This is a genomic window from Paenibacillus algicola, assembly GCF_005577435.1.
Lineage (GTDB): Bacteria > Bacillota > Bacilli > Paenibacillales > Paenibacillaceae > Paenibacillus_AQ > Paenibacillus_AQ algicola.
Genome location: NZ_CP040396.1, coordinates 3,501,535 through 3,516,027, shown reverse-complemented (window position 1 = coordinate 3,516,027; position 14,493 = coordinate 3,501,535). Strand labels below are relative to the sequence as shown.

At 49.9% G+C, this 14,493-nt stretch carries 15 protein-coding genes; 11 read left to right on the top strand and 4 right to left on the bottom strand.

Annotation, left to right across the window (positions count from 1 at the left end; translation table 11 throughout):
- Positions 1-45: 45 nt before the first annotated feature.
- Genes ligD through ku form a run of 3 tightly spaced genes read right to left on the bottom strand, consistent with a single transcriptional unit; the run spans position 46 to position 2,779 of the window.
- Positions 46-942, bottom strand: a complete 897-nt coding sequence (ligD, locus tag E6C60_RS16500; RefSeq protein ID WP_138226839.1) for a non-homologous end-joining DNA ligase — start codon at positions 940-942, stop codon at positions 46-48.
- Positions 939-1,853 carry an ATP-dependent DNA ligase gene (locus tag E6C60_RS16495; RefSeq protein WP_138226838.1) on the bottom strand — a complete coding sequence of 305 codons (915 nt, stop codon included), beginning with the start codon at positions 1,851-1,853 and terminating at the stop codon, positions 939-941. The genes ligD and E6C60_RS16495 overlap by 4 nt, the downstream gene beginning before the upstream one ends.
- On the bottom strand, positions 1,853-2,779 hold the full coding sequence (gene ku / locus E6C60_RS16490) for a non-homologous end joining protein Ku (protein WP_138226837.1): 927 nt from the start codon (positions 2,777-2,779) through the stop codon (positions 1,853-1,855). The genes E6C60_RS16495 and ku overlap by 1 nt, the downstream gene beginning before the upstream one ends.
- A 159-nt stretch (positions 2,780-2,938) precedes the next feature.
- Here ku and E6C60_RS16485 point away from each other — a divergent pair, with 159 nt between their 5' ends.
- Both E6C60_RS16485 and E6C60_RS16480 read left to right on the top strand, forming a co-directional pair.
- Positions 2,939-3,235: a hypothetical protein gene (locus E6C60_RS16485; RefSeq protein WP_138226836.1), complete on the top strand. Its 297-nt coding sequence runs from the start codon at positions 2,939-2,941 to the stop codon at positions 3,233-3,235.
- Between the two features lie 3 nt (positions 3,236-3,238).
- Positions 3,239-3,421 (top strand): H-type small acid-soluble spore protein, encoded by a 183-nt coding sequence (locus tag E6C60_RS16480; protein ID WP_138226835.1) that lies wholly within the window; start codon positions 3,239-3,241, stop codon positions 3,419-3,421.
- 242 nt (positions 3,422-3,663) lie between these two features.
- On the opposite strand, the gene E6C60_RS16475 is transcribed toward E6C60_RS16480, so the two are convergent.
- The gene (locus E6C60_RS16475; protein ID WP_138226834.1) at positions 3,664-4,299 is read right to left on the bottom strand and encodes a copper amine oxidase N-terminal domain-containing protein; all 636 of its coding nucleotides are present in this window, start codon (positions 4,297-4,299) and stop codon (positions 3,664-3,666) included.
- Positions 4,300-4,671: 372 nt separating this feature from the next.
- Between E6C60_RS16475 and tsaE the strand changes: the two genes are divergently transcribed.
- From tsaE to E6C60_RS16430, 9 genes are all read left to right on the top strand, one after another.
- A complete protein-coding gene (gene tsaE / locus E6C60_RS16470) occupies positions 4,672-5,145 on the top strand; it encodes a tRNA (adenosine(37)-N6)-threonylcarbamoyltransferase complex ATPase subunit type 1 TsaE (RefSeq protein WP_138226833.1) in 474 nt (157 codons plus the stop codon).
- A 2-nt stretch (positions 5,146-5,147) separates the two neighbouring features.
- Entirely contained in the window at positions 5,148-5,933 is a 786-nt protein-coding gene (tsaB, locus tag E6C60_RS16465; RefSeq protein ID WP_138226832.1) for a tRNA (adenosine(37)-N6)-threonylcarbamoyltransferase complex dimerization subunit type 1 TsaB, read from the top strand.
- A 17-nt stretch (positions 5,934-5,950) separates the two neighbouring features.
- Entirely contained in the window at positions 5,951-6,472 is a 522-nt protein-coding gene (rimI, locus tag E6C60_RS16460; protein ID WP_138226831.1) for a ribosomal protein S18-alanine N-acetyltransferase, read from the top strand.
- The gene (gene tsaD, locus E6C60_RS16455; RefSeq protein ID WP_138226830.1) at positions 6,469-7,524 is read left to right on the top strand and encodes a tRNA (adenosine(37)-N6)-threonylcarbamoyltransferase complex transferase subunit TsaD; all 1,056 of its coding nucleotides are present in this window, start codon (positions 6,469-6,471) and stop codon (positions 7,522-7,524) included. The genes rimI and tsaD overlap by 4 nt, the downstream gene beginning before the upstream one ends.
- Before the next feature lie 339 nt (positions 7,525-7,863).
- Complete coding sequence (locus E6C60_RS16450) at positions 7,864-9,693, top strand: sensor histidine kinase (protein ID WP_138226829.1); 1,830 nt, start codon at positions 7,864-7,866, stop codon at positions 9,691-9,693.
- A complete protein-coding gene (locus E6C60_RS16445; RefSeq protein ID WP_138226828.1) occupies positions 9,671-10,759 on the top strand; it encodes a response regulator in 1,089 nt (362 codons plus the stop codon). Before E6C60_RS16450 ends, E6C60_RS16445 begins: the two co-directional genes overlap by 23 nt.
- 193 nt (positions 10,760-10,952) lie before the next feature.
- Positions 10,953-11,933 (top strand): ABC transporter permease, encoded by a 981-nt coding sequence (locus tag E6C60_RS16440; protein ID WP_233281041.1) that lies wholly within the window; start codon positions 10,953-10,955, stop codon positions 11,931-11,933.
- 19 nt (positions 11,934-11,952) lie between these two features.
- Complete coding sequence (locus E6C60_RS16435) at positions 11,953-12,831, top strand: carbohydrate ABC transporter permease (RefSeq protein WP_138226827.1); 879 nt, start codon at positions 11,953-11,955, stop codon at positions 12,829-12,831.
- 90 nt (positions 12,832-12,921) lie between these two features.
- Positions 12,922-14,472 carry an extracellular solute-binding protein gene (locus tag E6C60_RS16430; RefSeq protein ID WP_138226826.1) on the top strand — a complete coding sequence of 517 codons (1,551 nt, stop codon included), beginning with the start codon at positions 12,922-12,924 and terminating at the stop codon, positions 14,470-14,472.
- The last annotated feature ends 21 nt before the right edge of the window (positions 14,473-14,493 follow it).

Here is a 14,493-nt window from a genome sequence, read left to right as displayed (position 1 = left end):
ATCGCGTTTGGCGCGTATGCAGGATGCTTTTTTTTCTATGAAAGATCATGTCTGCTTCTTGCGCAGATGTCCCAGAAGGGGAGCCAGCGGCTGGGGAGGGAGGAGAGACAGCAAATCCCCTTTCTCCTGGAGCCGCTCCTCAATATTGAGCAGATGATAGGAGGAAGGCGAGACATTCCGGTTCACCTCTTCCCAGGTCAAGGGTGTAGAGACTGTGGCACCGGGACGTGCGCGGGGAGTGTAGGGAGCAGCCAGCGTGCGTCCGCTGTAATGCTGAAGATAATCGAAGTAAATCTTGTTGCCGCGGTGCTTCTTCAGCCGCTCTACCGTAAACAGCTCGGGATGCTTCTGGGATACATACTGGGCGAGAAACTGTCCGGCGCTGCGCAGCTCCTCGAAGGTCAGCCCGGCTTCAATCGGCACGATAATCTGCACGCCGGTAGCCCCGGACGTCTTGGGAACGGACTGGATGCCGAGCGAGCGGAGGAGCTCTCCTACGAGGCTGGCTGCTTCCATGATGCGCGGCTCCTCGGGAAGTGTGGGATCGAGATCAATCATCCATTCGCACGGCAGTGTACTGCCGGCAGCGTGCAGCGACGGATGAAACTCCAGTGCGGCGAGATTACCGAGCCACAGCAGCTCGGGCAGGCCATTCAACAGCACGTAGTTAATCTTCTCATGAACGGCGGTCTGGACGAAGGAGGGACGCGGCTGAGGCGCATTTTTCTGATAAAAGGATTCTCCCGCAGCCCCGTGCGGATAGCGGATGGTCGTGAGCAGCCGATTGGACGTGTAGCGCAGCAGAAATGGAGAGAGGGCGGTCAGCTTCTGCAAATACATGGCTTTGGTAATGCCGACCTCGGGCCATAAGGGCTTGTCCGGGTTCGTAACCACGATGTCGTGGCCCTCAATCCTCAGCAAGCCTTTCACTTGCTTCCTCATTCCGGCTTCAGCCCTTCCAAATGCAGCAGCTTCGGATGACGCATCATACCGTCCTGACTCCATTCCAGAAACGTGACCGTAAGCTGTAGAGGCAGGCTGAGCCACTGGATCTGCTCCTTGCGCCCAGCCGCGGGCGATGGTGACCAGCGCGGCGGCCCGGGATGCTGCTGGGCAAAGGAGAGCAGCTGACGCCTCAGCGGCTCGGTTAGCCCGAGGGAGACTCGTCCGATATAGGCATCGTCTTCACCCAATACAACGAGACTGGCAACCCGTCCTTCCCGCAGAATGATTCCGGGTGAGCTGGCTTGTACGGTGAGTGCAATCTTCTTCTTCAGCCAATCCTTGTGTTTCTTGCCTTCGCGGTAAGGTGCGCTGAGGCGCTTGATGACGATCCCTTCCCAGCCGCGCTCCTGTGCCCATTCCCACAGGCGGGGACCATCACGAAACAGCTCGGACAGCAGCAGACCAGGCTGCTTCGCCATCAGCTCCTGGAGACGAGCGTGTCGCTGCTCATACGGCAGCGTACGCAGATCTTCTTCACCGTCGATCAGCAGGTCAAACAGAACATAGGTGAGCCGGGGACTCTGGGCGGCAGCGACTCTGGAGCGCTCGCGCTGCAGCACCTTCTGAAACACCGGCCGTCCCTGCTCCGGGTCGAAATAAATGACCTCCCCATCCAGCAGCAGGCGCTGCTGAAACCCGCTGCGCAGACATTCTGTAATCTCTGGATACAGGGCCGTCTTATCCAGCAGCTTGCGTGACATGAGCGTCACCTTGCCGTGCTCTACAAGCGCCAGGATCCGCACGCCATCCCACTTCAGCTGGTAGCCCCATTCCTCGCCCTCCGGAATGTCGTCCACCGCAATGGGCGCCATCGGCTCCCTCGGAAACAGGGGGCTGCCGCTGGCCATCAGGAGCCGGCTTCCGGTGACTTGGCTTTACGGCTCTGCCGCTTCGGCTTGGCCGGGGGAGCGGCGCCGACGTCCCCGCTAACCTTGGCCGCAGCTGCAGCCGCCGGCTTCCGGGCAGGCTTGCGCTTTTTGCCGGCGTCCCCGGGGTCCGTCGCAATCGGCTTGACAGCCTCAATGCTGGCCTGCAAGGCTGCCATCAGATCGACAACATTGCTCTCCTGCGCCGCCGGAGCGACCTTAATTTCCTCGCCCGCAATCTTGCTCTGGATCGCACCAAGCAGCCGTTCCCGGTAATCATCTGTATACTTTCCCGGCTCAAACGGCGTGGACAGCTGCTCGATCAGCATGCGCGCCATGGTCAGCTCCTTGTCATTGACGGTGACGCCTTCCGGCAGGTTGGGCACCTGTGACAGCGGCCGAATCTCATCGGGATAAAAAATCGTCTCGATCACGAGGCATTCATCCAGCACGCGGACGGCAGCGAGGCTGCTCTTGGAGCGGATGGCGATTTTGGCGATGCCGATTTTGCCCGACAGCCGCATAGCCTCCAGCAGCAGGCGGTATGCATTGGACCCTGCCTGATCGGGAGAGAGATAATACGTCTTCTGGAAATAAATCGGATCAATATCCGTCAAATTCACAAAGTCAAGAATCGTAATACTCTTGCTGTTTGCATCGGTGAGCTGCTCGAGCTCTTCTTTTTCAAAAAGAACAAAGCGTCCCTTCTCATACTCATAGCCCTTGCTGATGTCCTCCCATGCCACTTCCTCCTCGCACACGGGGCATTTGCGAACATAGGACAGCGGGCTGCCGCAGACTTTATGTAGATATTTCATCGAAATATCCTTATCTTCTGTGGCGGAGAACATTTTGACAGGGACATGGACCAATCCGAAGCTGATGGCACCCTTCCAGACGGTATGCATGTGGCGGCACAACCTTTCTATCCTTGATATTGCTTCTGTATAAACTATTTATAGTTTGCCCCAAAAAGTACCTCCTTATGACGCTACGGCCTGCATAATACCGGGGGGATGGAGGCATATTGAGAAGGGATTCCTGGCAGAAAAGGAGCATGCATAACCATGAAGCAGCACGAAAGACAAGGCAAGGAAAGCGGCGGACTGCCGGATCAGCACAGCTCACTCTTCAATGAGGACGCACTGGAGCCTGTAAACGGCGAGATGCTGGATTGGGAGGAGCTGACCGGCGAGGACCGGGGCTTGTCCCGGGAATCGACGATGTTTGATGTGGACCGGATGATCAACGAAGGGCTCGGCGGCGGATACGTGACAGAGGATGACAACGGGGAGATCGGAGAGACGACCACAGATACGATGAATACGGTGGACGAGACCCCCCGCTATGGAGAGGAGGAATAGAGGATGGAGATGCAGCGCGCTATTCATATTTTTGCATCACCGGATACAATTAAGGTTCATCTTGCCGGCCAGCCGGTGTGGATCGAGGAACTGGACCATGCCAACGGCATGGCGACGGTGCAGGTGGGCTCCCGCCCGGCCAACACGATGACGGTCAGTGTAGACCGCCTGCAGGAGGGTGAGTGAGGCTTTATTAGAGAGTCCTGTGAAAAAGAACCGGAAGTAATATCACAGTTCCTTACGGACATGCTGAGCGATAGTGCATGCTAGTATAATCCTCAAAGGAGTCTTCATATGCAAACAAAAAAGCCGCTAAATTTAGCGGCTTTAAAATCTATCTTAGATAGACAAACTGAAAGTCATACTTGAGTAGTTAACTCGCTATTTAGGATCTTTACTTTTTGGGGAACATGTTTATGGTTGGTATTCTACTCTCCAAAGCTTGTTCCTGGAAACAAGGTGTATCGTTCTAAATACTGGGTCGATTTCGGTACGATCATCACCGAATTAATTTTGTTAGTTCCCTCAAATGTGAATTTCCATTTCTCTACTTTGACATTGTAATCATCTTCTGCGGTGACTCGTTGCACAATACGTACAGTTAAAGTATTTTCACTGCGGTCTACAGGTTGCATTTCGATAATGCTGGCCATATTGTAGTTTCCAATAGGGAAGCTTTCATTGTAAATATCTGTTCTGAATCCCGGTGCGTTTAATGCAAGTACATCTTCCTTCCGTCGATCATCGTAGGCCATAATCCAATTAAATGCTAGATCACGCTCATTTACATACGATACGCTGCCGGTTTCCGTTTTGAAGTTCGGATCAGAATTGACATACACGGTTTTACTCTTATTATCCCATTGAATATTTGCTCCAAGGCCTTCAGATATTGTACGAAGTGGTACATAGACTGTTCCATCAATAATTTTCGGTGCTGTTGTGCTTTGAGTGATATTGCCATGAACAAAGACTTTAGGTACTACTGTTGAAGCATAAGCACCTGCGCAAAATACGGTTGTGAGCAGGATTCCAGCAAGTCCTATTTTGACAATGCGTTTCATTAGTTCTCCTCCAGGCTGTATTTAGATGTTAATATATGTAATTAATAATAGGGTAAAATGGAAGAATAATCAAAAAAACATACAACATGCAGTAGTTATCCTTTTTTTATTATCCAGTTACTTATGCTTTTGCGGCAAAGAAGACAACCGCCATCTTGTGTTACGAAGCATCAATGTAATAATAAGAAGAATCATTGATGCCGGGAATCAATAACCTTAACGCTTCCATTTATACAGAGTCACAGGAGCCGGGGAGTCCCGGCTCCTTTTTGCGTCCTGCGCTTCGCTTCCCTTGCGGGTGCTTGTTGGGACCGATATAATTAAGGACATGTTGGAGCTGACGATTAGCATTCACGTATGGGGTGAATACAAGTGACAGAAACATTTAATTACGAGTCTTCCGGGCTGGAGGATACGGAGCGGCTGGCCGCTTGGCTGGCTGGCGTGGTACAGCCTGGTACGGTCATTGGCCTGGACGGGGATCTTGGGGCGGGTAAAACGGCCTTTTCCCAGTGCTTCGCTCGCGCGCTAGGCGTGAGTGGTGTGGTAAACAGTCCGACCTTTACCATCATTAAAGAGTACGAGGGGCGATTGCCGCTCTACCATATGGATGTGTATCGTTTATCCCTGGAGGAAGCGGATGAGCTGGGGCTGGACGATTATTTTTACGGCGATGGTGTGTGCCTGGTGGAATGGAGCTCGCTCATCACAGAGCTGCTGCCACAGGAGCATCTGCATATTCACCTGGAGCGCCGGGGCGACTCGGCCCGCCTTATTACGCTGACCGGCCAGGGTGACATCACGGACGGCTGGTGCCGCGACTTGAAACAGAACGGGGTTAGATAGCGATGAGCAGGAATCAAAGCAAGCCGCGACAGCGGCTTTTGGCGTTGGATACGTCCACAGCCTCGCTGGCTGCAGCTGTGCTGGAGGATCAGGAGCTGCTGGGCGAAATTCATGAAAGTGTAGAACGAAATCATTCGGTTCATATGCATCCGGTGCTGGAGCGTGTTCTTCAGCAATCAGGGGTTACCGTTGCCGATTTGGACGGCATTGCGGTCGGTGTGGGTCCAGGATCTTATACCGGCGTGCGCATGGCGGTGACTGCGGCCAAGACCCTGGCCTGGGCGAACGACATCCCGATTGTGGGGATATCCAGCCTGCACGCACTGGCATGGGGCGGTTTGGAGCAGGCGCTGAAGAGGCACGACGAAGCGGGTGCTGGCCGGCATTGGGTCATTCCTGTGATGGATGCCCGCAGAGGCCAGGCCTATACGGCGTTATTTGAAGGAAGCACGGGTGCTGCACCGGAGCGGCTTGCACCGGATGCCATCCGGCTTATGCAATCTTGGGTGGAGGAGTTAAGTGAACGGCTGGTCACGCTGGAAAAGGACTCTTTGCCTGCGGGAATCTGGTTTACTGGAGACACCGGGGTTCACGCCGATGCAGCATCCAGACTGGCTGAGGTTTATGGAGGACCGGTAACGGTTCTTCCCTATGAGCTGGAAGGCCAGTGGGCGGGTCTGCTGGGAGCAGAGCGGCTGCTGCGAGGAGAGCGGGACGAGCCGCATACGCTGGTACCGAATTATACACAGCTGTCTGAGGCAGAAAGCAATCTGCTGCGCAAGCGGTGAAGGGAGGCCAGCATCAGATGAAGCAACAGGAGCACCCGGAGCGGGAGGCGGGGCTGACATTCAGGCGTATGACCCTGGACGATATCCCCAGCGTGATGGAGGTCGAGCAGGATGCCTTCAGCCTTCCGTGGACCGAAGAAGCGTTTCAAAATGAGATGACGATGAACCATTTTGCTCATTATATGGTCATGGAATATGAAGGCCAGCTGATCGGCTATGCGGGGATGTGGACGATCGTCGAAGAGGCCCATATTACGAATGTTGCCCTGCTGGGGGACTACCGGGGCCGAAAATGGGGCGAGCGTCTGCTGGACGAGCTGATGAAGACGGCGGCTTTTATGGGGATGGAGCGCATGACGCTGGAGGTACGGGTAAGCAATGAGGTGGCCCGGAATCTGTATGTCAAAAAAGGCTTTGCCCCCGCCGGCATCCGCAAAGGCTATTATTCCGACAATCAGGAGGACGCCCTCATCATGTGGGCAGAGCTTGATGCTTACCGGGCACAGGCTCAGGAGGAAGGAAGCGAAGATATATCATGATAGAGCAAGAGCATAAGCAAACACATTCGGCAGCTTCAGACGTCTCCAGCCTCATTCTGGCGATTGAGACCAGCTGTGACGAAACCTCGGTTGCGGTTGTGCGTGACGGACATGAGGTGCTGTCTAACGTGATCGCGAGCCAGATCGAAACCCATCAAAGCTTTGGGGGAGTTGTGCCCGAGGTCGCATCGCGCAAGCATGTGGAGAACATTACTTTGAGCATCCAGGAGGCCGTTCAGCTGGCAGGTGTGAAGCTACAAGAGCTTTCTTGTATTGCAGTCACCCAGGGACCGGGACTGGTTGGAGCGCTGCTCGTGGGCGTCGTGGCTGCCAAAAGCCTGGCGCTTGCCCTGGACAAGCCGCTCATCGGAACGCATCACATTGCCGGGCATATTTATGCCAACCGGATTGTCTCTCCGCTGGAGTACCCGTGCATGGCGCTCGTTGTGTCGGGAGGACATACGGAGCTGGTCGATCTGCAGGAGGAGGGGGACTTCCGCCTGATCGGACGCACCCGGGATGATGCGGTTGGAGAGGCGTATGACAAGGTAGCGCGTGCACTGGGCTTTCCTTATCCGGGAGGGCCGCATGTAGACAAGCTGGCGCTTGAAGCCAGCGAGGCGGTAGAGCTGCCGCGGGTATGGCTGGAGCCAGACTCCTATGACTTCAGCTTCAGCGGCTTGAAATCGGCGGTGCTGAATGCTGTTAACCAGAGCAAAATGCGCGGTGAAGACGTGCAGACCGCAGCCATTGCGAAGGGCTTCCAGGATTCAGTGACGGAGGTGCTGGTGGAAAAAGCGATCCGTGCCGTCAAGGAATTCGGCAGCCAGCAGCTGCTGCTTTGCGGCGGGGTCGCGGCCAACCGCGGTCTACGGCAGCGCCTGAGCGCCCGCTGTGAGCAGGAGGGCATCCCGCTTCTCATCCCGCCGCACGTGTACTGCACGGATAACGCGGCTATGATCGCCGCCGCCGCTCACCTCAAGTGGAAGCAGGGAGCCGTCAGCGGGCTGGATCTAAAAGCGGATCCCCAGCTTAAGCTGGAGGAGTGGTAGTCGCTGTTATGTCCTGATAGCCATAGTGAGATGGATCTCACTATGGCTATTAATGATATGCGCCGTATGGGCATCATCTTGAATCAATGCAGCCGGATGCGAAATATGGTCATTCATGTCGGTTCTGGCAGTTACTTTTATATAAATTTTTCTCAAATTTTTAAAGGATAACAGATTTTTATGAAGAATATACAAACTGACTTTCACCTAGTAGGAACTCCCTGTTTACTTGCTTAGTTGAAAGCGTATCCTTTTTATAGTGCTTGACAATTCACACACTACCTGAGCGTAAATTTAGAATCATGATTATATTTTGCAGGGATCGTGGGGGAATAAGCCATGCTTCATAAAATCAGGAGCTCATTATATTGGAAATTGATTCTCATCATAACCTCAGTCATCTCTATTATTGTTACTGCGATTGGTACGTTTAGCTATTATAAGAGCTCTCAAGCTATTGATTCCGATGTACAACGCTTCAGTAGCCAAATTTTGAAGCAGGCTAATTTGAATATGGAAAGATACCTTAGTGATAATGAGCAGTTCTTTCGAGCGATGTCAGGGAGCGCTGATTTTATGCAGTGGACAAAGACAGCGTTAGGTGATCGATTCCAACTTTACAACCTGATGAAATCCTTGGAGGAGAGAACGATCAGCCCTTACATTCATTATCATCCAGAGCTTTTATCCGTTGTATTGTACCAAGAGGGTGGAAATGAAAGTGTATACCGAAGCAGTCATGCTCAAGATATTGTACTCGCCTACCACTATTCATTTAGCCAAATGCCTTGGATTAAGAATATTGCAACCCTTGGCTCACCCTACAAGCATGTGGAGCTCAGGCTGGATTATAGAGACCGGTCGAATCAACAGCTTCAATTGCCTGTACTAACCTATGTCCAGAAATTCCGTTTCTCGGATAAAACAACCTATTTAGCTATGGATATTTCCTTGATGTCATTACAGGCTATTCTTAACGAAATTCATCTTGGTGATAATGGTTACTCCTTGATCGTAGATGAAGCAGGTCGTATTATAACCTCACCTGAAACTTCTAAGGTGAACACACTAGTGGCGGAGCGGATCAGCCAACCTATGCTGGGCAAGGATGCAGGCTCCTTCTATCTTGAAGAAACTGAACAGATGGTTGTCTTTCAGAGCATTAGCCGAACAAATTGGAAGGTTGTCTCTTTTGTGCCCTATGATGATTTGGCTGTCAGTATTCAGAATATTCGCAACTGGACCATAGCAATGACCCTTACCGCTCTGGTAGTGTCGGCTGTATTGATCTTTATTATTTCCTCTTCCATCACTCGGAGATTAAAGGAACTGCGCCGGACGATGCGGATGACAAAATTAGGTCGATTTGATATTCGCACCCAGGTAACCGGCATTGATGAAATTGGTGAGCTCGGGGAGGCTTACAACCATTTGCTGGAGAGAATCGATACGTCTATTCAAGAGCTGGCGGAAGCTCGTGTCGTCCAGCAACGTGCGATATTATCCGCACTTCAGTCTCAGATCAATGCCCATTTTCTCTATAACGCACTTGAGTCGATTAACTCTATGGCAAATATCGCGGGACACGACGGAATTATGAATACCACCGTTGCTCTTTCGAACATGCTCCGGTACACATCCAACTATAGAGATACGGAAGTAACCCTTGCCGAAGAAATTGCGCATGTGCATGATTATATGCACATTATTACATTGATGTATCAGGATGATATATCCTTTCAGGTGCTTATTGAACCGGAACTACTGGATGCCAAGTGCCTAAAGGCAGTTCTGCAGCCCTTTGTTGAAAATAGCATTAAGCATAGTTACGAGGTGAACGGAGGTAAGCTTGCCATACAAGTACGAGTGAAACTTGTTGAAGAGCGATATATAAGTATTGAGTTGGAGGATGATGGAATTGGTATGACCGCTGAGCGACTTCAAGAGATTCAGCATGCCTTAAAGCAGCTGCATACTGAACAAGAGTTCATAATGCTGACCAGAATTGGTCTGCTAAACGTTCATTATCGGCTAATTACCTTTTATAAAGATGAGCATACGGGGGTTAAGGTAGACAGAGCTTTTAATCAGCGAGGGACTAAGATTACTATCATTTACCCATGGGAACAAAAGGAGGGTTTAATGCATGATTCGTGTACTGATCGTTGATGACGTACCCCTAATTCGTCAAAGTTTATCGGTCTTTGTAGAAGGATTTAATGACATGACCGTCGTCTCCGGAATGGTATCCAATGGCGAACAAGCAGTGGAATGGCTCAAGGAGTCTTACGCCGACCTATGTATTACTGACATAAGGATGCCAGTCATGGATGGGTTGCAACTCATTGAACAGATCAACGCCAAATTTCGCTGGATGGCATGCTTGGTCGTATCCAGTTATGACGACTTTGAATATGCTAAGCAAAGCATAGAGTTAAATGCTCTTGACTATGTACTGAAACCTGTTAAGAAGGAATCAATGAACAAGGCATTGATCAAAGCAACGAACAAAATTCACGAGCTTCGCAATCGGGATGCCGCTCAGTTGTTCCTCAAGCGGCTGCCGCATCACCGGGCCCAGCTGGAGCAATGGCTGGAGCATATTCAGACCCTCCGGATGGACACGTTCCCACTTCTGATCGTAGAAACATTGGATTTACTCGAGCGGTGGGTGGAGGGGAATTATTATCTATTAAACCCTCTCTCCAATTTGTGGCTTCAAACCTTAGTCGAGGAGTTAACGTCCGATAGGTTACAGATGGAGCTGGATGAAGGCAAGGATCTAGGGTTAGGTGATAAGCATCTGGAACTGTCGAGCACGCGATACTACTTCCGGTTATGCGCCGTACGCAGGCTGGAGGAAGGGGCTTATCGGCTGATTGCAAGCATGCGTGGAGTCAGAGATCAACAGTCGGTTAAAGTCGTGAATCAAATTAAAGAATATATTAAAGAGCATTGCGGCGAGTCCATCAATCTTCAAAACCTCGCGGACCATGTGGCGCTGAACAAAACTTATATGTGCAAGCTGTTTAAGGAGGAAACAGAACAGACAATTCATACCTACATTGTGTTAGAACGCATGCAGCTGGCACGTAACTTGTTGCTTGAAGGAGGCAGCAAAGTGTATGAGATCGCCAAACAAGTGGGTTATGAGGATGCAGATTATTTCACACAAATTTTTAAAAAGCATTACGGGCTAAGCCCGCTCGATTACAAGAAAAGGATGAAGTCATGACATCATTACTAAATTTGGAGAACTATCCGGTTCATTGAAAAGTGCCGGATTGTTCTCTTTTTATTTTTACCGGGTAAATTGCAGAACATCATCGGGTAATTTCCGAATATCCTGTCGTAGCGGGCTTATCAAATCTTGGATATCATTAAGTTACATCAAACAACAGTGCACATAGAGAGGAGAAAGACCAACCATGCAAAGCAAGTCGCTACAGATGCTGTCAAAGGAAGAAAAGAAGAAGCAGCCTGGGGCTCGAAGAGTATCAGGGGATGTTTCATTCCTCAGCTTTGTAAAGAAAAACCATGCGCTCTACGTCATGCTAATTCCCGTCATTTTTTATTTTATTGTATTTAAGTACGTCCCGCTACTTGGCTCCGTCATTGCATTCAAGAACTACAATATATTCCAAGGTTTTTTAGGAAGCGAGTGGGTAGGGTTTAAATGGTTTGAGCTTATGTTCAATAATCCGATGTACATTGACTTGTTTAAGAACACTATGATTATAAGCTTCTATCAGATTGTGTTCGCCTTCCCTGCTCCGATTATTCTGGCTTGTCTGCTCAATGAGGTGCGACTAATGGCCTTCAAAAGGGGAGTCCAGACGGTATTGTACTTGCCTCACTTTCTGTCTTGGGCGCTAGTTTACGGACTGGCCTACATGATGTTCTCGACCCAAACCGGTATGGTGAACAATCTGTTTAAGGAAATTGGTGAACCTGTTATCAACTTCCTGCAATCAACCGAGTTGTTCCGTACTGTAGTAGTGGGAACAGGTATATGGAAGGAGATGGGGTGGAGTACGATCATCTTTCTGGCTGCTTTATCCGGAATCAATCCATCACTTTATGAAGCAGCCAAGATTGACGGAGCCGGTCGCTGGAAGCAATTCATATATGTAACTCTCCCGGGGTTAATGCCTGCTATTACAATTCTGCTATTGTTGAAAATCGGGAATGTACTTGATGTAGGATTTGAACAAATTTATATCTTCCTTAACCCGGTGACATTGTCAGTCGGAGAGGTGCTCGATACGTATTCGTACCGACTAGGGATCTTGAACGGGGAATTCAGTCTTACAACCGCAATCGGCTTGTTCAAATCGGTAATTGGATTTATCCTCTTAGTGTCAGCCAATCAGTTAAGCAAGCGAACAACCGGCGAGAGCCTGTATTAAGAGAAGGAGGCGACAACGAATGGAAATACGAAAATCAACAGGCGAGAAGCTGTTTGATACGATGAACATCATTCTGCTGAGCTTGTTAAGCTTAGCGGCCATTATCCCGTTGCTTCATGTGGTGGCCGGCTCCTTCAGCTCAGCCAATGCAATTATCCACTCCCGGGTAACACTGTGGCCGGTCGAGCCAACTTTGGACCATTATAAGCTGGTTACGCAAACTAAGGCTTTCTGGGAGGCGGGCTGGCTCACGATTAGGGTTGTAGTACTGGGTACATTACTGAACATGGTGTTGACCATTATCGGCTCATACCCTTTGTCGAAGCCGTACCTTCGGGGGCGCCGCCCGATTTTGCTGTTCATTGTGTTTACGATGATCTTCCACGCGCCCATGATTCCGATGTATCTGGTCGTTAAAGAGTTTGGTATGCTGAATACAATATGGGCTCTGATCGTTCCTACGGCTATTAGTGCATTCAATATGATGTTGTGCATTACTTTCTTTCGTGGTCTTCCTGAAGAGATGTTTGATGCGGCCAAAGTAGACGGGATGAACGATTATCGCATCGTGTGGAGTATTGTAACACCGCTTTCAAAGCCGATTCTGGTTACTTTGCTGCTCTTCTATGCTGTAGGTCATTGGAACAATTATTTTACACCGCTGTTATATATCAATGACAGGGACATGCAGACGCTGCAGGTATATCTATATAATCTCATCTCTTTAGGCTCCAACAATGATATGGCTAGTGCCGCTGCGGCTGAATCTTCAAACATGCTGCCGCAGGCGCTGGAGATGGCGACGATTGTACTGGCTACATTGCCGATCGTGGTGCTGTATCCATTTCTCCAGAAGCACTTTGTAAAAGGTGCCACATTAGGCTCAGTTAAAGAGTAAAGCTATGCAGGCAATAAGCCTTCATATATCAAGGATGTCATATATGATATCCTGTAATGCCAAATAAAACTAAAAATAGGGGGTACAACAATGTCAATCAAGCGAAAATGGCTCGGGATTACTCTAACGCTTGCCTTAGCTGTTTCTACAGCTGGATGCTCTACAGCAAAGACCGAAAATTCAGAAGGCTCAGGGACGAGTACAGAAGTGAAGGGACCTGCAAAAATTTCAATGTTTGCATCAGACGCAGGCCAGCCTGTGCCGGGGGGCGAGTCCATGGACGATCCTACAGTGAAGTATTTGGCTGAGAAGACGAATACGGACCTGAATATTACCTTCATTCCAAACAGTCAATACCGGAATCAATTGAGTGTCAAATTTGCGAGCGGCGAGATCCCTGACATTGTGCAGGGGTGGGGAATAAATGCAGAGCTAGCAGATAACGATCAGCTCTTGCCACTCAATGATCTTATTGAAGAGCATGGACCTAATTTAAAAAAGGTAATTTCACAAGATGCATGGGATGCAGTCACACGGGATGGCAAGATTCTGGCGATTCCCGAAGCTCCGCTGGGTGACAGTCCGGTAGCAAGAGTGCTCTTCGTTCGTAAGGACTGGATGGACAAGGTAGGTATAAAGGAAGCTCCAAAGACAGATGCCGAGTTTCTGGATATGCTTCGCGCATTCCGCGACAAGGATCCGAACGGTAATGGCATACAGGATGAAATACCATTCTCTGCCCGTGAGAATTTCACCTGGTTAGATAATGTGCTGAGCATGTATGGTGTAAACTTGTACGGAGGAACGATCGAAAATAACGAGGTTATCCCGCAGTATGTAAGTAAGAATATGAAGCCGGCGCTTGGCATCGTGAAAAAGATGATGGAAGAGAAGCTTATCGACAGCGAATTCATGTCCAACAAACGAAATGTATGGGAGCAAAAGATTCAAAGTGATCTTGTGGGCGCATGGGTTCATGCTCCAAATCTCGCTTGGGATTGGCAGGAACGCTTGAACAAATCGCTTCCGAATGGCAATCCTGAGGTTATTGCAATTCCTACACCCAAAGCCCCGGGTGTCAAAGAATCAGGCTTTAATAAGAGCCCTCACAATAAAGCGTTCTCAATTACAAAGTCAAGTAAAGACCCTGCTGCTGCAGTGAGACTGTTCGATTGGCTTGTAACTGAGGAAGGTCAAGAGTTCGTTCAATTCGGGGTACCGGGTATAACGGTTACCAAGGATAACGGCAAGATCGATTATAACAAGCAGAAGGATACGGATGACAAAACCGCACTTTGGCGTCCACTCGTCTTCAACATGGTAGGTTTTAACGAGGAAATTCAGTTGGTGTTAAGCGGAGACGAGCAAGCTGTAGCGAAGATCAAGGAGGTATATGAGATTGGGAAGAAGGAAGGCACGACTAATGTGACTGCGGGGGCACCGAGCTTCAAATCCGATCAGCCGGAGATCGGCGATTATGTGATACCGTCTACTATGTTTATTGAAACTGCCGGACGGATTGTTCTGGGCGAAAAGCCTCTTGACTACTTTGACGAATTCGTTAACAACTGGCGTGCACGTGGAGGCGATGAGCTGATCAAGGAAGCGACAGAATGGTATCAGCAAAACGGCAAACAATAAATGGAAAACAATATAACGAGG

Bases quoted from the DNA above. Each gene is read 5' to 3' on its own strand.
- tsaB (WP_138226832.1), top strand. From the start codon at position 5,148: ATGAGCAGGAATCAAAGCAAGCCGCGACAGCGGCTTTTGGCGTTGGAT.
- E6C60_RS16435 (WP_138226827.1), top strand. From the start codon at position 11,953: ATGGAAATACGAAAATCAACAGGCGAGAAGCTGTTTGATACGATGAAC.
- tsaD (WP_138226830.1), top strand. From the start codon at position 6,469: ATGATAGAGCAAGAGCATAAGCAAACACATTCGGCAGCTTCAGACGTC.
- rimI (WP_138226831.1), top strand. From the start codon at position 5,951: ATGAAGCAACAGGAGCACCCGGAGCGGGAGGCGGGGCTGACATTCAGG.
- ku (WP_138226837.1), bottom strand. From the start codon at position 2,779: ATGCATACCGTCTGGAAGGGTGCCATCAGCTTCGGATTGGTCCATGTC.
- E6C60_RS16485 (WP_138226836.1), top strand. From the start codon at position 2,939: ATGAAGCAGCACGAAAGACAAGGCAAGGAAAGCGGCGGACTGCCGGAT.
- E6C60_RS16440 (WP_233281041.1), top strand. From the start codon at position 10,953: ATGCAAAGCAAGTCGCTACAGATGCTGTCAAAGGAAGAAAAGAAGAAG.
- E6C60_RS16430 (WP_138226826.1), top strand. From the start codon at position 12,922: ATGTCAATCAAGCGAAAATGGCTCGGGATTACTCTAACGCTTGCCTTA.
- E6C60_RS16450 (WP_138226829.1), top strand. From the start codon at position 7,864: ATGCTTCATAAAATCAGGAGCTCATTATATTGGAAATTGATTCTCATC.
- ligD (WP_138226839.1), bottom strand. From the start codon at position 942: ATGAGGAAGCAAGTGAAAGGCTTGCTGAGGATTGAGGGCCACGACATC.
- E6C60_RS16475 (WP_138226834.1), bottom strand. From the start codon at position 4,299: ATGAAACGCATTGTCAAAATAGGACTTGCTGGAATCCTGCTCACAACC.
- E6C60_RS16495 (WP_138226838.1), bottom strand. From the start codon at position 1,853: ATGGCCAGCGGCAGCCCCCTGTTTCCGAGGGAGCCGATGGCGCCCATT.
- E6C60_RS16480 (WP_138226835.1), top strand. From the start codon at position 3,239: ATGGAGATGCAGCGCGCTATTCATATTTTTGCATCACCGGATACAATT.
- E6C60_RS16445 (WP_138226828.1), top strand. From the start codon at position 9,671: ATGATTCGTGTACTGATCGTTGATGACGTACCCCTAATTCGTCAAAGT.